Origin of the sequence: Teichococcus vastitatis (assembly GCF_003604215.1) — a bacterium.
GTDB lineage: Bacteria > Pseudomonadota > Alphaproteobacteria > Acetobacterales > Acetobacteraceae > Pseudoroseomonas > Pseudoroseomonas vastitatis.
The window spans coordinates 377,978-394,532 of the sequence record NZ_QXGS01000001.1; the positions used below are offsets into that span (position 1 = coordinate 377,978).

General features: G+C 69.8%; 18 protein-coding genes. 7 read left to right on the forward strand and 11 right to left on the reverse strand.

Going from position 1 to position 16,555, the window contains the following annotated elements:
• The first annotated feature begins 307 nt into the window (after positions 1-307).
• Entirely contained in the window at positions 308-1,297 is a 990-nt protein-coding gene (locus tag D2K64_RS01780; protein WP_120006060.1) for a TerC family protein, read from the forward strand.
• Positions 1,298-1,358: 61 nt separating this feature from the next.
• Here D2K64_RS01780 and D2K64_RS01785 read toward each other — a convergent pair whose 3' ends face one another.
• On the reverse strand, positions 1,359-2,345 hold the full coding sequence (locus tag D2K64_RS01785; protein WP_238383948.1) for a Bug family tripartite tricarboxylate transporter substrate binding protein: 987 nt from the start codon (positions 2,343-2,345) through the stop codon (positions 1,359-1,361).
• A 56-nt stretch (positions 2,346-2,401) separates the two neighbouring features.
• Positions 2,402-2,905 (reverse strand): CHAP domain-containing protein, encoded by a 504-nt coding sequence (locus tag D2K64_RS01790; protein WP_120006062.1) that lies wholly within the window; start codon positions 2,903-2,905, stop codon positions 2,402-2,404.
• A 230-nt stretch (positions 2,906-3,135) separates the two neighbouring features.
• On the opposite strand from D2K64_RS01790, the gene D2K64_RS01795 reads away from it, so the two are divergent.
• Both D2K64_RS01795 and D2K64_RS01800 read left to right on the forward strand, forming a co-directional pair.
• Positions 3,136-3,507 carry a CidA/LrgA family protein gene (locus D2K64_RS01795; RefSeq protein ID WP_120006064.1) on the forward strand — a complete coding sequence of 124 codons (372 nt, stop codon included), beginning with the start codon at positions 3,136-3,138 and terminating at the stop codon, positions 3,505-3,507.
• On the forward strand, positions 3,507-4,223 hold the full coding sequence (locus tag D2K64_RS01800; protein ID WP_202910419.1) for an LrgB family protein: 717 nt from the start codon (positions 3,507-3,509) through the stop codon (positions 4,221-4,223). Before D2K64_RS01795 ends, D2K64_RS01800 begins: the two co-directional genes overlap by 1 nt.
• On the opposite strand, the gene D2K64_RS01805 is transcribed toward D2K64_RS01800, so the two are convergent.
• Positions 4,220-4,999 (reverse strand): superoxide dismutase, encoded by a 780-nt coding sequence (locus D2K64_RS01805; protein ID WP_120006066.1) that lies wholly within the window; start codon positions 4,997-4,999, stop codon positions 4,220-4,222. The genes D2K64_RS01800 and D2K64_RS01805 overlap by 4 nt on opposite strands.
• Positions 5,000-5,051: 52 nt before the next feature.
• Between D2K64_RS01805 and D2K64_RS01810 the strand changes: the two genes are divergently transcribed.
• Positions 5,052-5,618: a P-loop NTPase family protein gene (locus tag D2K64_RS01810; RefSeq protein ID WP_120006068.1), complete on the forward strand. Its 567-nt coding sequence runs from the start codon at positions 5,052-5,054 to the stop codon at positions 5,616-5,618.
• On the opposite strand, the gene D2K64_RS01815 is transcribed toward D2K64_RS01810, so the two are convergent.
• Together D2K64_RS01815 and D2K64_RS01820 are read right to left on the reverse strand one after the other, a co-directional pair.
• Positions 5,599-6,924, reverse strand: coding sequence for a TldD/PmbA family protein (locus D2K64_RS01815; RefSeq protein WP_120006070.1), 1,326 nt, complete (start codon positions 6,922-6,924; stop codon positions 5,599-5,601). The two genes, D2K64_RS01810 and D2K64_RS01815, sit on opposite strands and share 20 nt — an antisense overlap.
• Positions 6,921-8,186: a M16 family metallopeptidase gene (locus D2K64_RS01820; protein WP_120006072.1), complete on the reverse strand. Its 1,266-nt coding sequence runs from the start codon at positions 8,184-8,186 to the stop codon at positions 6,921-6,923. Before D2K64_RS01820 ends, D2K64_RS01815 begins: the two co-directional genes overlap by 4 nt.
• Positions 8,187-8,424: 238 nt before the next feature.
• Here D2K64_RS01820 and D2K64_RS01825 point away from each other — a divergent pair, with 238 nt between their 5' ends.
• Together D2K64_RS01825 and D2K64_RS01830 are read left to right on the forward strand one after the other, a co-directional pair.
• Positions 8,425-8,877 (forward strand): septal ring lytic transglycosylase RlpA family protein, encoded by a 453-nt coding sequence (locus D2K64_RS01825; protein WP_120006074.1) that lies wholly within the window; start codon positions 8,425-8,427, stop codon positions 8,875-8,877.
• Between the two features lie 182 nt (positions 8,878-9,059).
• A complete protein-coding gene (locus D2K64_RS01830) occupies positions 9,060-9,515 on the forward strand; it encodes a septal ring lytic transglycosylase RlpA family protein (protein ID WP_120006076.1) in 456 nt (151 codons plus the stop codon).
• Positions 9,516-9,542: 27 nt separating this feature from the next.
• On the opposite strand, the gene thrC is transcribed toward D2K64_RS01830, so the two are convergent.
• Positions 9,543-10,946 carry a threonine synthase gene (thrC, locus tag D2K64_RS01835; RefSeq protein WP_120006743.1) on the reverse strand — a complete coding sequence of 468 codons (1,404 nt, stop codon included), beginning with the start codon at positions 10,944-10,946 and terminating at the stop codon, positions 9,543-9,545.
• Positions 10,947-11,039: 93 nt separating this feature from the next.
• Complete coding sequence (locus tag D2K64_RS01840) at positions 11,040-11,333, reverse strand: TM2 domain-containing protein (protein ID WP_120006078.1); 294 nt, start codon at positions 11,331-11,333, stop codon at positions 11,040-11,042.
• Between the two features lie 115 nt (positions 11,334-11,448).
• Here D2K64_RS01840 and D2K64_RS01845 point away from each other — a divergent pair, with 115 nt between their 5' ends.
• On the forward strand, positions 11,449-13,230 hold the full coding sequence (locus D2K64_RS01845) for a S9 family peptidase (protein WP_120006080.1): 1,782 nt from the start codon (positions 11,449-11,451) through the stop codon (positions 13,228-13,230).
• Between the two features lie 54 nt (positions 13,231-13,284).
• Here D2K64_RS01845 and D2K64_RS01850 read toward each other — a convergent pair whose 3' ends face one another.
• The 4 genes from D2K64_RS01850 to atpC all read right to left on the reverse strand — a co-directional run bounded on the left by D2K64_RS01850 (position 13,285) and on the right by atpC (position 16,553).
• On the reverse strand, positions 13,285-13,767 hold the full coding sequence (locus tag D2K64_RS01850) for a RidA family protein (RefSeq protein ID WP_202910421.1): 483 nt from the start codon (positions 13,765-13,767) through the stop codon (positions 13,285-13,287).
• Entirely contained in the window at positions 13,764-14,819 is a 1,056-nt protein-coding gene (locus tag D2K64_RS01855) for an alanine racemase (protein ID WP_120006084.1), read from the reverse strand. Before D2K64_RS01855 ends, D2K64_RS01850 begins: the two co-directional genes overlap by 4 nt.
• A 70-nt stretch (positions 14,820-14,889) precedes the next feature.
• Entirely contained in the window at positions 14,890-16,017 is a 1,128-nt protein-coding gene (locus tag D2K64_RS01860) for an endo-1,4-beta-xylanase (RefSeq protein ID WP_238383949.1), read from the reverse strand.
• 125 nt (positions 16,018-16,142) lie between these two features.
• The gene (gene atpC, locus D2K64_RS01865; RefSeq protein ID WP_120006088.1) at positions 16,143-16,553 is read right to left on the reverse strand and encodes an ATP synthase F1 subunit epsilon; all 411 of its coding nucleotides are present in this window, start codon (positions 16,551-16,553) and stop codon (positions 16,143-16,145) included.
• Positions 16,554-16,555 lie beyond the last annotated feature (2 nt).

Below are 16,555 nucleotides of genomic sequence, written 5' to 3' on the forward strand. Positions count from 1 at the left end.
GGACTGCCCCACCAGCCTGGCCGCGATCTCGCCACAGGGTCCGACACTAGTGGCCTGCCGCGCCCCGTGCAAACGACCAGATGGCGTGATTCGCCGACAGAAACAACTGGTCTTGCCTAATAATGAAAGTTCGTCCATGTATTCCGGGATCCGGGCCCCTCTGGCGCCGGGCGGACCAGCGACGCCACGCACCCGCCCCCGCGATGTCGGATCTTTTCGCGCAACCGGGCCCGGAGCGCGCAGGCATGCAAGGCAGCCCTGAGGCTGTTCGCCCGCGTCCAGGCCCCTTAACGAGGAGCCTTCTGGCGTGGAAGCCTCACCAACTTTCTGGATCGTCTTCAATGCGGCCGTGCTCGGCCTGCTGCTGCTCGACCTCGGCGTCTTCGCCAGGAAGGACCCCGATGGCAACCCGGCCCCGGTGCCGGTGAAGACCGCCCTGATCAAATCCGCCGTCTACATCGCGCTCGCCATCGGCTTCTTTGTCTGGCTGCGCATGACCTATGGCGAAACGCCCGAGCAGCGGGCCACCAGCAGCCTGGAATTCCTGACCGGCTACATTATCGAATGGTCGCTCTCGGTCGACAACATCTTCATCTTCGTTCTGCTGTTCGCCAAGTTCGGCGTGCCGCCTGCATTCCAGCACCGCGTGCTGTTCTGGGGCATCATCGGCGCGCTGGTGATGCGCGGCGTGATGATCCTGGTGGGCACCGCCCTGTTGCGGGAATTCGACTGGCTGATGGTGCTGTTCGGCCTGTTCCTGATCTGGTCCGGCTGGAAGATGCTGCGCACCGTCGATGAGGAGCCGGATCCGGAAGACAACGCCATCCTGAAATGGATGCGCCGCCGCCTGCCGGTGACTGAGGGCTTCCGCGGAAACGCCTTCACCGTGCGCGAAGCCGGCCGGCTGATGGTGACGCCGCTGCTGCTGGTGCTGGTGCTGATCGAGCTGACCGACCTGCTGTTCGCGCTCGACAGCATTCCGGCCATCTTTGCCGTCTCGACCGACCCGTTCATCGTCTACACGGCCAACGTGTTCGCCATCCTGGGCCTGCGCGCCATGTACTTCGCGCTGGCCGGCATCATCCACCGCTTCCATTACCTGAAGCACGGGCTGTCGATCGTGCTGATGATCGTCGGCGCCAAGATGCTGGCCAACTGGTACGCCGGCGGCAAGGCGGTGCCGGTGGAATACGCGCTGATGGTGACCGGCGGGATCATCGCCGGCTCGATCGCCCTGTCGTTGTGGAAGACGCGCGGTGCGGTGGCGCCTCAGCATCCGGCCGAGCGGACGCACTGAGCCTCCGGCAACCCGGAGGGGCAGCGATGCCCCTCCCCACCTACGTGGCGGCACCGGGTTCTCAGCTTTCCAGCTTCAGCCCCAGCGTGCGGATCAGCGCGCCCCAGCGCGCCGCTTCCGCCGCCACATAGGCCTTTGCCTCCCGCGGCGAGCTAGCGACGATCTCGAAGGCCGCCGCGTCCATCGCCTGCCGGGCCCGCTCGGTGGACAAGGCCGCGCGGGCCTCGCGCGCCAGCATCTGGATACGCTCGCCCGGCGTGCCGGCAGGAACGATCAGCACCTGCCATCCATAGGAGGCGGCGCCCGGCAGCCCGACCTCGGCCAGGGTCGGCACGTCGGGCAGCTGCGGCATCCGGGCATCGGTGGTCACCGCCAGGGCCCGGCCCTGGCCTTCGCGCAGCTGCGGCAGGACCGCCGCCGCCGTCACCACCATGGCGCTGATGCGGCCCGCCACCAGATCCAGCACGGCGGGCGGGAAGCCGCGATAGGGCACGTGCTCCAGCGCGATGCCGGTGCGGGCCTTGATGTCCTCCATCGCCAGGTGGCCGCCCGAGCCGGCGCCCACCGAGGCGAAGGTCAGCTTGCCCGGATTGTTCTTGGCATGCGCGACGAAGCCGGCGAAGTCGGTGGCGGGCACGGAAGGATGCACCACCAGCACCTGTCCGCCGCGCACCAGCAGGGACACCGCCGTGAGGTCCCTGGCAGGGTCATAGGACAGGGTTGGATAGAGCGCCGGGGCGGTGGAGAGCGGGCCGTTGATCGACAGGCCGATGGTCAGCCCGTCCGTCGCCTTGGCCACCGCGTCGGTGCCGATGTTGCCGCCGGCACCGGCCTTGTTCTCCACCACCACCGGCTGGCCGAGCACGCCTGCCAGGTGCTGCGCCACCAGCCGGCCGGTCAGGTCGGGCGAGGAGCCACCGGGAAACGGCACCACGAAACGCACCGGGCGGTCTGGCCAGGCCGGCTGCGCAGCCGCGATGCGGGGGATGGCGAGCGCGGCGGCGCCCAGGGCGAGCAGCGGGCGGCGGGGCAGCATGGCGGCGGGCATCTCCGGTCGATGATCCCGATGCTTGCAGCATGGCGCGCGGCGCGCGTCCAGACACATCACCCCCCTGCCCAGGCCCTGCCGCCATGCACGAAGCCGGCCGCCGGGTAGGTGGTCACGCCATAATCCCGCGAGGGCGGATACCAGACCCGCACCTGCGACCAGTCGTTGCCCGGCGAGGCGTCCCAGACCGGCTGGTCCCGCGCGATGCGGCCCTTGCCGCCGCCGCTGGCCCAATTCGCGTGGTCAACGCGGATCTCGCGCCGGGACACCACCCGCGTCACCACCGAGAGGTGCCCGTCGCGCAGCCGCCCGGCGCGCTCCAGCACCAGCACACTGCCGGGCTGCGGCCTGTGGCCCCGTGCATAGCGGCCGGCCGCGGCATCCCACCATTCCCAGGCATCGCCCCGCAGATCGATGCCGGAGCGGGCCCGGGCATAGGGCACGCAACTCACCGGCTCGCGCAGCGCGGCGGCACCGAGCACCGGCCCGGTGGTGCCTCCGCCGCCGCCGCAGCCCGCCAACGTCAACAGCACGGCCAGCCATGCCCACCCTCGCGCCATGCGCGAAACTCCCCACGTCCTGCCTGGGTCCTGCCTCGGGTTCTATAGCGCTCTGCATGGTTCACCCAGGATTTCGCGCGGGCCGCGCGGACTGGCCGCGATGCAAGGGAAACCCTGCCTTGCAGCCCTGGGCCTGGATCGCCCCGCCGCATGGACGGACAATCACCGCTTTTCCAGCGCCGGACCTGCCACATGACCCATTCCCGCCCGCCCCGTGCCGGAGTCGCCGCATGATCGGCGGCCTGACGGTTCTCCTGCTCTGCCAGCTGGCCGGTGAGGTTCTGGCCCGCACCATGGCGCTTCCCGTGCCGGGCCCGGTGATCGGCATGGTGTTGCTGTTCACCAGCCTGCTGCTGCGCGACCGCTTCGCGCCGGACGCCCCCCGGCCCGATCCCGGCGTGCCGGGTCTCGGCCAGGTGGCGGACGCGCTGCTGACGCATCTGGGACTGCTGTTCATCCCGGCGGGTGTCGGGGTGGTGGTGTATGGGCCGCAGCTGGCGCGCTGGTGGGCGCCGATGTCGCTGGCGATCGTGATCGGCACGCTGCTGACCATCGCGCTGACCGGCCGCATCGCCCAATTCCTGATGCGGCGGATGGGCTGATGGATCTGACACAGATCTGGGTCTATCTGGCGCGGGACCCGCTGGCGGCCCTGACCGCGACACTGCTGGCCTGGATGGCCGGGCTGCAGCTCGCCACCTTGTTCCGGCGCCATCCCGCCGCCAATCCGATCATCTTCGCCATCGCCATCCTGGCGGGACTGCTGCTCGCGACCGGGGTGGATTACCGCAGCTATTTCCAGGGTGCGCAGTTCGTGCACTTCCTGCTCGGCCCGGCCACCGTGGCGCTGGCGGTGCCGCTGTACCGGCAATGGCGGCATGTGCGCGCCTCGGCCACGGCCGCGCTGGCGGCGGTGCTGGCCGGCGGCGCCATGGCGGCGCTGGCGGGTGTCGGCTTCGGGGTGATGTTCGGTGTCGCGCCCGAGGTGATCGCCAGCTTGGCACCGCGTTCGGTCACCACGCCGGTCGCCATGGGCATCGCCGAGCAGATCGGCGGCCTGCCCGGCCTGACCGCCACAGTGGTGCTGTCCTCCGGCGTGGTCGGCGCCATGCTGGGACCAATCGTGCTGAACGTCGTGCGGGTGCGGGATTGGCGCGCGCGCGGGCTGGCCATGGGCACGGCGGCGCATGGCATCGGCACGGCGCGGGCCCTCTCGGTCAACGCCACCGCCGGCGCGTTCAGCGGCCTGGCGATGGGGCTGAACGCGCTGGCGACCGCGCTGCTGCTGCCGCTGCTGTGGCGGCTCTTCGGCGGCTAGATCGTCAGGGTGCCGGCCTTGGCGGCAGCGAAGCGCTGCGCCACGGCGTCCCAGTTCACCACGTTCCACCAGGCCGCCAGGTAGTCGGCCCGCCGATTGTTGTATTTGAGGTAATAGGCGTGTTCCCACACGTCATTGCCCATCAGCACCCGCTGCCCGTCCATCAGCGGCGTGTCCTGGTTGGGCCGGGCGGCAATGGCGAGCTTGCCCGCCTGGTCCACGGTCACGAACACCCAGCCCGAGCCGAACTGCCGCGTCCCGGCGCCGTTGAAATCGGTCTTGAACTTCTCGAAGCCGCCGAGATCGCGGTCGATCGCCTGCGCCAACTCGCCGGAAGGCGTGCCGCCGCCACCGGCTCCCATGATCTGCCAGAACATGGAATGATTGGCATGGCCGCCGGCATTGTTGCGCACCGTGGTTCGCACCGCCTCCGGCACCTCGCTCAGCCGCGCCAGGACCTGCTCCAGCGGCATCTGCGCCATCTGGCCGTGGTCTTTCAGGGCATTGTTCAGTGCCGTCACATACGCCGCATGGTGCCGGTCGTGGTGCAGCGACATGGTGGCCGCGTCGATATGCGGCTCCAATGCGCCCGGCGCATAGGTCAAAGGCGGCAAGGTGAAGGGCCCGCCGGAGGGGGCCGGGGCGGCAGGCGCCGGCGCCGGCTGCGTGGCCGGTTGCGCCGTCGCAGGGCGCGCGCCGATCATTCCGCCGGCAACGGCGGAGGGCACGGCAGCCAGAAGAAAGCGCCGCGCCAGCAGGGTCGTGGTGGTGGACATGAAGGATCCTTCATCCGTATCTGCGGCTTCAACACGGACGGGGCAGCGGCAGATGCGCGACAAATTGAATCCGCCCCGGATTGTGGTGATCGGCATCTCGGGCGCCGGCAAGACAACCCTGGCCCGCCGCCTCGCCGCGCGGCTGGGACTGCCCCATCTGGAGCTGGACGCCGTCTACTGGGGCCCTGGCTGGACCGAGGCCGCGGAGCCGGCGATGCGCCAAAGCCTGCTCGCCCTGGCGGAACAGCCGGGCTGGGTTGCCGATGGCAACTACTTCGCGGAAGCCCTTCCCACGCTCTGGACCCGCGCGACGCATCTGGTGTGGCTGGATTATCCGCACCGCGTGGTGATGCCGCGAGTGATCCGGCGCTCCGCCTGGCGGCTGCTCGGCCGCGCGACACTATGGAACGGCAACCGGGAGCGCTGGCGCAACCTGCTCGACCCAGGCCATCCCGTCCGCTACGCCTGGCGCATGCTCCTGCCGAGGCGGGCGGCGATCGAGGCCGCCCTGGCATCCGGCCTCTGGAGCGAGCTGGAGGTGATCCGCCTGCGCCACCCGGCCGAGGCCGAGGGGGCGCTGGACCGGCTGGCGCGCAGCCTCAGCTGCCGGCCACGGTGAGGCCCTCGACGCGCAGGGTTGGCGCATCGGTGCCGCGACGGAAGCGCAGGTCATTCGCGGCGGCCATGTTCAGGAACATGTCCTTCAGGTTGCCGGCCACGGTGATGCCGCTCACCGCTTCCGCCAGTTCGCCGCCGCGGATCATGAAGCCGGCGGCGCCGCGGCTGTAATCGCCGGTGATGCCGTTCACGCCGGAGCCGATCATCTCGGTGACGTAGATCCCCTCGGCGATGTCGGCTCGCAATTCCTCGGGCGAGACGGTGCCGCCCTCCAGCCACAGATTGGTGGTGGCCGGGCCGGGCGGCGAGGAGATGCCGCGCGCCGCGCGCCCGTTGGAGGCGAGGCCCAGTTGCCGTGCGCTGCGCCAATCCAGCACCCAATGCCGCAGCACGCCATTCTCCACCAGGGCAAGTGGCTGACAGGGCATGCCTTCCCCGTCGAAGGGACGCGAGCGCAGGCCGCGCCGCCGCAGCGGGTCGTCCCGCAGCGACAGGCCGGCGGCCAGCACCTGCTGCCCCATGCGGTCGCGCAGGAAGGAGGTGCCGCGCGCCACGGCGGCGCCGTTCAGCGCCCCGGCCAGATGGGACGCGAAGGAGCCGGCCACGCGCGGATCGAACACCACCGGCATCCGCGCCGAGCGCGGGCGCACGGCGTTCAGCCGCTTCACCGCCCGTTCGCCGGCGCGGCGGCCGAGGCCGGCCGCGTCCTCCAGGTCGGACAGGTGGACGGCGCTGCTGTGGTCGTAGTCGCGTTCCATCGCGGTGCCGGCTCCGGCCACCACGGTCACCATGATGGAATGCCCGGACCGGGCATATTCTCCGGCAAAGCCGGTGGAAGCGACCATGGCGACACGGGAGCGTGACCAGCCGGCCTCGGCACCCTCGCTGTTGGTGATGCCGGACACCGCCAGGGCGGCTTCCTCGGCGGTCGCGGCGCGGGCTGCCAGCGCCTCAGCATCGGGCTCGGACGGATCATCGAGGTCGAGGGCCGCGGCCTGCGGCGGATGGAACTCGCCCAGGCCGCCGAAGCGGTCCTCCGGCACGGCGCGCACCATGGCGACGGCGCGCTCGGCCAGGGTCGCGAAGCCGCGCGGCTCCGGGTCGGTGGTGGACACAATGGCCTGGCGCTGGCCCACGAACACGCGCAGCCCCAGGTCGAAACCTTCGGAGCGCTCCAGATGCTCGACCTTGCCGAGCCGCCGCTGCACGGACAGCGAGGCCCCCGCCACCAGCAGCGCGTCCGCCGCGTCGGCCCCCGCCGCGCGGGCGGCAGCCACCAGGGATTCCAGGCGCTCCAGCCGGTTCATGCCGCCAGCTTCTCCGCGATGGTGGGCAGGCCGGGCACGCGGCCGGCGGGGCCAAGCGCCGCCAGCGTCGGGCGCGAGCGGAAGATCATGGCCGCCGCCTGCTGCACCTGCTCCACCGTCACCGCGGCGATCTTGCTCTTGGTTTCCTCCACCGGGATGATGCGGCCATGCACCTGGATCTGCCGCGCCAACTGCTCGCAGCGGCTGCCGGTGGATTCCAGCGACATCAGCACGGAAGCGCGTAGCTGCGCCTTGGCACGGGCCAGCTCCTCCTCCGTCACGTCGTGCTGCACGCGGCGCAACTCCTCCAGCGCCACGGGCACCAGTTCGGCCGCCTGCTCCTCGCCGGTGCCGGCGTAAAGGGCGAACAGGCCACCATCCCGGAACGGCTGGGCGAAGGAATAGATCGAATACACCAGCCCGCGCTTCTCGCGGATCTCCTGGAACAGGCGCGAGGACATGCCGCCGCCCAGCAGGGTGGAAAGCAGCATGGTCGGGTAGTGCATCGGCGTCGCGACGGCCGGACCCTCGAAGCCCAGCACCACATGCACCTGGTCCAGCTCCCGCTCCTCGCGGAACTCGCCGCCGCGATAGCGAGCGGCCTCGGACGGGGCGGGCGCCACGCCGGGCAGGTCGGCGAAATGGCGGGTGACGAGGTCCACCAGCTTGTCATGCTCCAGCGCGCCCGCAGCGGCCACCACCATGCGGCTCGGGCCGTAATGGCGGCGCATGTAGTCCTGCAGCATGCCGCCCGGCATGGAGCGGATCACCAATTCAGTGCCCAGCGTTGGCCGGCCCATCGGCTGGTCGGGAAAGGCCTGGGCCTGGAAATGGTCAAAGATGATGTCGTCCGGCGTGTCGTTGGCTTGGCCGATCTCCTGCAGGATGACCCCGCGCTCGCGCTCCAGCTCATCCGGGATGAAGGTGGAATGCGTCAGGATATCGCCGAGGATGTCGGCGGCCAGCGGCATGTCCTCCTTCAGCACCTTGGCGTAATAGGCGGTGTTCTCGCGCGCCGTGTAGGCGTTGAGGTGGCCGCCGACATTCTCGATCTCGCGGGCGATGGCGGCGGCGTCGCGCTTCGCGGTGCCCTTGAACGCCATGTGCTCCAGGAAATGGCTGGCTCCGTTCTCCGCCGCCGCTTCATCCCGCGTACCGGCATGCACATAGGCGCCGATGGAGACGGTCTCCACCCGCGGCATGCTTTCAGAAACAATGGTCAGGCCGTTGGCCAGGCGCGTCAGCCGCACCGCATCGGACATAAGGCAGGGTTCCCGTGGTCATCAGGCCGGCAACAGGGTCCGGCGCTTCATCGCGTTATCGGCAATGTAAGGCGGATCAGGCATCGATACGACCCCGTCGCGCAACCGCATCCAGTTCAGGAACCGAAACGGCCTTCCGGAGTTTGTGGCGCGCCAAGGCTCCGCTTGAGCCGAGGGCAGGCGAAGAACACCGGCGCCAGCACATCCGGGGCACCAGACGGAAAGGACCTACGCAACCATGTCAGATCGCGGATCGCAGAAGATTATCGCTCAGGTAGCGCTGCTGAGCGTCCTGGGCCTGGCCGCCTGCAGCCAGGCTCCCGAGGCGCCGCCACCGGCGCCGACAGCGAGCGCCAAGCCGGCATCGCAAGCGCGTGAAGCGACGCCGGCAGGCGGCGTGCAGAAGGGCGAGGCGTCCTTCTACCACGACAAGTTCCACGGCCGGACCATGGCCAACGGCGAAGCTTTCAGCCAGCAATCCGACTCCGCCGCCAGCAAGACCCTGCCCCTCGGCACCAAGGCGCAGGTGAAGAACCTGGAAAACGGCCGCACCGCCGTGGTCACCATCGAGGATCGCGGTCCCTATGTCGGCGGCCGGGTCGTCGATGTGAGCAAGAGCACCGCGCAGAAGCTCGATATGGTGGATGACGGCACCGCGCCGGTTGAGGTGCAGCCCCTGAACAACCGCTGAGTCTCGCTACGCAGAACACTGACGGCTGGAAAATCCGGCTTTTTCCATAGGATGCGCGAGAAACTTCAGCCTGCGCGGAAGGTTCCTTCCTCAGCCGGTAACGATCCGGCCCGGGCCAAGGCCCATAAACGGCGATCGCCGTCACCTCTTTTTCAACCGGCAAGCAGCAAGGGAGCCCGACCATGCGAGCCCTGACCCTTCCGGCCTTCTGTCTGGCACTCGGCCTGAGTGTTGCCTTTTCTCCCGTCGAAGCGCGTGACACGCGGCGCGAACCGGCGGCGCAGAGCCAGACCCACAAGGCACAGAACCAGAACCGGCAAAAAGCCCGCCGCGTGCAGCGCGGCCGCGCGTCCTTCTATGCCAACCACTTCCACGGCAAGCGCATGGCCAATGGCGAGCGATTCAACCGCAACGCCAACAACGCCGCCAGCCGCACCCTGCCCCTCGGCACCGAGGCCCGGGTGAAGAACCTGGAGAATGGCCGCACCGCCACCGTCACCATCCAGGATCGTGGCCCCTTCAAGAAAGGCCGGGTGCTGGATGTCAGCCCGCGGACTGCGACGCTGCTCGGCATGCGTGAGGACGGCGTAGCAATGGTGGAGATCACGCCGATCCGCATTCCCGACAATCCGGGCTGAACCACGCGGCCCGGCCCGCCTCGCGCCTCAGCGCGAGTTCCGGCGGGCGTGGCCGCGCACCGCCGCCTCCACCGCCTCCAGGGCGTTGGGCAGCACGGTGAAGCGTTCCTCCCGCGCGAACAAATCGGCCAGGCGCGGCGGCAGCGGCGGGCGAATGCCGGTAGCCTTTTCCACGGCATCCGGGAATTTCGCCGGATGCGCCGTGGCAGCGACGATCACTGGAATGCCTGTCTCCGGCCGGTGCGCCCGCGCCGCGGCAGTGCCGATGGCGGTGTGCGGGTCAGCCAGATACATGCTGTCGCGGTGCAGGCGGCGAATCTCCTCCAGCGTCGCCTCGTCCGACACGGCATGGCCGTGGAACAGCGTGGTGGCCTGTTTCCAGGCCGCATCCGGCACCGGCATGCGGCCGTCGGCACGGAACCGGCGCATGGTGTCGGCCGTGGCCACCGGGTCGCGGTCCAGCAGCTCAAACAACAGCCGCTCGAAATTGGACGATACCTGGATGTCCATGGAGGGCGAGAGCGACGGCGCCACCCCCTGCACGCTCATGTCGTTGGCGGCCAGGAAGCGGGTCAGGATGTCATTGCGGTTGGCGCCGATCACCAGCCGCTCGATCGGCAGCCCCATGCGGCGCGCCACCCAGGCGGCCAGCACATTGCCGAAATTCCCGGTCGGCACCGACACCGCCACCGGCCGGTCCGGCGCGCCCAGTGCCAGAGCGGCGTACACGTAGTACGGCACCTGCGCCGCGATCCGCGCCCAGTTGATCGAGTTAACGGCGGAAAGCTGCATCTCCTGCCGGAACGGAGCGTCGTTGAACATCGCCTTCACCAAGTCCTGGCAATCGTCGAACGAGCCCTGGACAGCGAGGTTGTGGATGTTGGGCGACAGCACCGTGGTCATCTGACGGCGCTGCACCTCCGAGGTGCGGCCCTCCGGGTGCAGGATCACCACGTCGATGGCGGCGCGGTCGCGGCAGGCCTCGATGGCGGCGGAGCCCGTGTCGCCCGATGTGGCGCCGACAATGGTGACCCGCTCCCCCCGCTCGGCCAGCACATGGTCGAACAGATGCCCCAGCAACTGCATCGCCATGTCCTTGAAGGCGAGCGTCGGGCCGTGGAACAATTCCAGCGCGAAGAGCTGCGGCTCAATCTGCACCAGTGGCGCGGTGGCGAGATGGCCGAAGCCCGCATAGGCCCGCCGCGTCATGCCCAGCAGCGTAGCCGGGTCCAGCGATCCCTCGGCGAACGGCGCCATCACCCGGGCCGCCAGTTCCGGATAGGGCAGGCCGCGCAGGGCGCGCCATTCGGCGGCGGAGAATTCTGGCCAGGATTCCGGCAAGAACAGGCCGCCATCCTCGGCGAGGCCGGCCAGCAGGACGGATTGGAAATCGCGGGAGGGGGCCTCGCCCCGGGTCGACACATAGCGCATGGCGTTGCTGCAATAGGTCAACGCGCCATCCGGCGCCATCGAAGAAGCAGCAGATCCGCGCAACGAACCGTTGGGCCGCCCTGCCCCTGCGGGTCAGCCCAGCCGGGTCAGCGAATCGATCAGCCGTTCATTGTGGCTGCGAATCCAGCGCGGGATCAGGAAGGCATCCACCACCACCCAGATCAGCGGCACGATCAGCACGGTGCCGATCGTGGCGAAGCCGATCAGGCTCAGCGCCAGCAGCGCGAGACCGGTGCCAACCCTGCCGGCATAGAAGCGGTGCGCGCCGAACAGGCCGAAGAAGAACCAGAGCAGATAAGCGATCAGCGGCGACTTCTTGCCGGCGTCGTAGCGCATCATGCTCCGGGCATCGGGGGGCAGGGCCATCGCCACGCTCCTTGTGGTGTCCCGATAAACATGGTCGCTCGTCCGCCCGGAGCAAGCCGGAGCGTGGCCGCCGCCCCCTCTTGGCGAGCGCGCCGTTCGGGTTCAACACTGCCGCATGACCGACGCGAACCTCCTGCTGGAACAGCTCCTCTCCATCCCCGCCGCCACCCTGCCCGCCTTTGCCGGCGACGGGCGGCTCTACGCGCTGCACGATGCCGGCGGCTCGGCGCAGGTGTGGGAATGGCCGGCGGATGGCGGGCCGCCGCGGCAGCGCACGGCGCATCGCGACGCCTGTGCCTTCGTGACCGGCCTGCCGGATGGCGGTGCCATCTTTGGCCGCGACGCCGCCGGCGACGAGCGGGTGCAGCTCTATCGCCTGCCGCCGGAAGGCGAGGCACGGGCGCTGACCGCCGATCCCGGAACCATCCATGGCTGGGGCGCCGTGGCGCCGGGCGGCGACCGCATCGCCTTCACCAGCAATGCCCGCCATCCGGCCCACACCGACGCCTGGGTGCTGGAGCTGGCCACCGGCGAGGCCCGCTGCGTCGCCGAGGTGGAAGGCCCGCATGAATTGCTCGCCTGGCGGCCTGATGGGCAGGCGGTGATCCTCGGCACCGCGCCGCGCACCTTCGAGAGCAACCTGTACCTCGTGCCGCTGGACGGCACGGCCCGCACCGAGCTGACGCCCCATGCCGGGGATGCGCGGCACATGAACCCGCGCTGGAAACAGGATGGCAGCGGCGTCTGGCTGCTCTGCGACCAGGGCCGCGACTTCCTTGGCGTGGCCTTTCTGCGCCCCGGCGAAGCGCCGCGCTGGCTGTTCACGCCCGAGGCCGACGTGGAGAAGCTGGAAGTCTCGCCCGACCAGTCCACCCTGGCGGTGGTGGTGAATGAAGGCGGCTATTCATGCCTGCGCTTCCTCGATGCGGAAACGGGGACGGAGCGGCCGGGCCCTGCGCATCCGCGCGGCGTCATCACCAAGGTGAGCTGGGCGCCGGATGGTGGCAGCGTCGCCTTTGACCTGGCCGGCTTCGCCTTTCCATCCGGCCTGCACCGCGCCCGGCCGGATGCGGCGCGAAGCGAGGCGGTGCACGAGGCCGCCGGCCTGCCGCCGCTGCGCGGCTGGGACACCATCGCCTTCCCCAGCCATGACGGGCGCGACCTGCCAGGCTTCCTGGCGCTGCCGCAGGGCGAGCGCCCGCCCGCCGGGTGGCCCGTGCTGGTCTGGGTGCATGGCGGCCCGGCCATGCAGGCGCTGCCGAATTGGCGGCCCGACCTGCAGACCATCCTGTCCATGGGCATCGCCGTGCTGGTGCCGAATGTGCGCGGCTCCACCGGATACGGCGTCGCCTATGCCGAGCTGGATGACCGGGAGAAGCGCCTCGACAGCGTCGCCGACCTGGCCTCGGCGCATCGCTGGTTGTCGGCGCGGAGCGATGCGGATGGCGGCCGCATCGGCATCATGGGGCAGAGCTATGGCGGCTGGATGGTGCTGGCCGCCACCACCGAATATCCGGAACTCTGGGCTTGCGGCGTCGACTTCTACGGCATTGCCCGCTGGAAGACTTTTTTCGAGCGCACCGGTCCCTGGCGCATCGGCCATCGTGCCGCCGAATATGGCGACCCGGTGCAGGATGCCGAGTTGCTGGAGCGCCTGTCGCCGCTCAACCGTGCCGACCGCATCCGCTGCCCTATGCTGGTGGCTCAGGGCCTGACCGATCCGCGCGTGCCGCCACAGGAAAGCGAGCAGATCACCGAGGTGCTGCGCGGCCGCGGCGTGCCGGTGGAATACCTGACCTTTCCCGATGAAGGGCATGGCTTCACCAAGCGCGACAACCGCCGCCGGGTCTACGCCGCGGTGACGGCTTTTCTCGGCCGGCACCTTCTGGGCCGCTGACGCCCGGCCGGACAGCAGCGAAGGCAGGGGGAAGCACCCCCTGCCCCGGCACCGTCAATCGAGGATGCGGATCACCGCCTCGATCTCCACCGGCACGTTGGAGGGCAGCGATCCCATTCCCACGGCGGAACGGGCATGCCGCCCCCGCTCCCCCAGCACCTCCACCAGCAGGTTGGAGCAGGCGTCGATCACCTTGGGCTGGTCGCCGTAATCCGGCACGGCGTTGACCATGCCGAACACCTTCAGCACCTCCACCTTCTCCAGCGATCCGGCGGCGACCTTCGCCACGGCCAAGATGTGCAAGGCGCAGAGCACGGCGGCCTGCCGCGCTTCCTCCAGCCCCAGCGCCTCGCCCACCTTGCCGGTGGTCAGGCTGCCATCGGCATGGCGCGGAACCTGGCCGGAGACAAAGACGACATCTCCTGCCCGCTTGAACGGCACGTAGGAGAAGAGCGGCTTGCCCACGGCCGGCAGGCTGTGGCCAAGGGCGGCGAGACGGGCTTCGGCGCTGTCGCCCACTGGCTGCGCCCCGCTCACTGGCTGCGCCCCCGGGCGGCGATGGCGCCGAAACCCTGGAACACCCCGCCCTTGGTGAAGGCCAGGCGGTCATGCAGGTTGCTGACCGGGCAGACATGATTGGGGATGACGCGCAGCCGCTCGCCGATCTGCGGCCTTTCGCCGCAGGCGGACAGGTCCACCATGCCGTGCTCCTCGCTCATCTTGGCCAGCTTCGCCTGCGGATAGGCCGGGAAATAGCCATGCCCCTCGCCCGTGCCGGCCGGCATCGGGTCGGAGGAGAACACCTTGGACCCGGCATCGACGATGGCGAGTTCCGGGCGTGGTCGGCTGATCACCGTGACATGCACCGTGTAGGCGCAGTCCTCCCAGCTGGCATGACCGGCGGCGACGGTCATGCGGTCATTGTAGATGTAGGTGCCGACCCGCAGCTCGGTGACCGGCGCCATCTCATGCGTGCGGAAGGCTTGGGGCGTGCCGCCGCCGGAGATGATGGCGGGCTTCAGCCCCTCCGCCTCCAGCCGCGGCAACAGCTCGCGCAGGATCTCTCCGGTGCGGGCGTTGACCGGATAATTCATCAGCCCGTCGAAGCGCACGCCGTCGGTGTCACGCGCGGCGCGGGCCAGGGTCAGCACCTCCTCCACCGAGGTGACGCCGGTGCGGCCATTGCCGCTGTCGAATTCCACCAGCACGCCGATCTCGCCGCCGATCCGCCCGGCCTCGGACACGGTGGCCAGGGCCACCGGGTTGTCGAGGGAAACCCGCATCGTCGCCCGTCTGGCCAGCGCAGCCAGGCGCAGCGCCTTGCCCTGGCCCACGATGGGATAGGAAATCAGGATGTCGTCGATGCCGGCATCGGCCATCACCTCGGCCTCGCCCAGCTTCTGGCAGGTGATGCCCCTGGCGCCGAGTTCGATCTGGCGGTGTGCCAGGGACGGGATCTTGTGCGTCTTGATGTGCGGCCGAAGGGCGATGCCGGCGCGGTCGCAGTAATCCTGCATCCGGCGGAGGTTGCGCTCGACGATGTCGAGCTCCACCACGGGAACGGGGGTTTCCAAAAGGGCGAGGTCCATACGCGGCAAGCTCCGGAGGTCACGAAAGGCAGGCATCCAACACCGGATGGCGCCGCCTGTCGCCCCCTGTTCAGCCGCGGGCGAAGGCGCGGGCCATGCCGTTCCACATCGGCTTGCGGTGGTAATCCGCATCCAGCGGCAGGCCGCGATGGACGCGCCCGTTCGGCAGCGCGACGGCCGGTTCCGTGGCGAGCCAGGAATAGCGGTCGGTCAATCCCCAGCTTAGCACCGTGCGGGCCCCACCCTGCACGGCGCAGGCCAGGAAGGCTTCCGCCCGCTCCGCCACCAGCGCGTCACGCCGGGCCAGATCCTGCGGCGCGGCATGGGTTTCGCGAATGTCGAGCTCGGTGACCAGCACCGCTAGGCCCAGCGACCGGATCTGCGCCAGAAAGCCGGCGAAGGGCTCCGGCCGAAACGGCCGCGCCAGTTGCAGATGCGCCTGGATGCCGACTGCATCCAGCGGAACGCCGCGGCCGACGAGGTCGCGCAGCAGCGCCAGCAGCCGGCGGCGCTTCTCGGCGGCATCGGGCGTGTCTTCCTCAACACCGTACTCGTTCAGCGTCAGGCGCAGCGTCGGGTCGCGCTCCCGCGCCATGCGCAGCGCCGTCTCGACATAGGAAGGGCCGAGGGCCCGCAGCCAGGGCGTGTCGCGCAGCGGCCCCGGGCCGGGGTCGGGAACGTCGCTGCCGGGCGGGTTGGCGATCGGCTCGTTCACCACGTCCCAGTCGCGGATCTGGCCGCGCGCATGGTGCAGGGCGACGTCCAGATGCGCCGCCAGAACACCGAGCGCCCGCTGCCGGCCTTCCGCCAACGCCGCCGGCAGCCAATCCGGCATGGCATTGTGCCACACCAGGGCATGGCCCCGCACCGGGATGCGCTGCGACCGGGCCCAGGCCAGGATCGCATCCAGCGGCGCGGTGTCGAAGCGGCCCTCCTCCGGCTGCAAGGCCGCCCATTTGGCTTCCCATTCCGGCACCAGCAGCGATGCCTCCGTGGCGACGGCGTCACGGTAGGCGGCATCCTGCTCCAGGTACCGGGCCTGGATGGCGGTGCCGAAAACGACGCTGTGGGTGCGCGCCAGGCTGCCAAGCCCGGCGCCCTGTGCCGCGGCGGGGGAAAGCAGCCATCCCAGCCCGAGTCCCCCCAAGCTGCGCCGGTTCAGCGGCAAGGCCGTTGCCCGATCTTGGTCATCGCCCATCCCCATCCTGCATGCCGGAGCAGAGCATACACGGATCGGTTGTAAAAGCCTCACAGATCAGCGCCAAAATGGAAACGCCGCCCTGGCAGGCCAGGACGGCGTCCGGATCGAAGCGATGGGAAGCCTCAGGCCGCTTCGGCAGCGGCTTCCATTTCACGCGCCGCCAGCAGGCGGTCCATGGTCAGCTCGCGCTCCTCCGGCGTGGCAGCGGCGGTGCCGGAATAAGCCGCCTCCGCTTCGCGCACCCGCTCGGCGGCCTTGGCGCGGGAGAGCTGCGCCACCGGCGTCGCCTCATCCGCCAGCACCGTGACGCGGGTCGGCGTGATCTCCGCGAAGCCGCCCATCACGAACAGCTTCTCGGTGATGGCGCCGTTCTCCTGCACGCGGATCACGCCGCCCTTCAGGGCGACGATCATCGGCGCCATGCCGGGCAGCACGCCCATCTCGCCTTCGGCGGCCGGGATGATGGCCATCTCGACGGGGCGGGAAAGCAGCAGCTTTTCCGGGCTGACCAGTTCCAGGTCGAAGGTAGCCATCG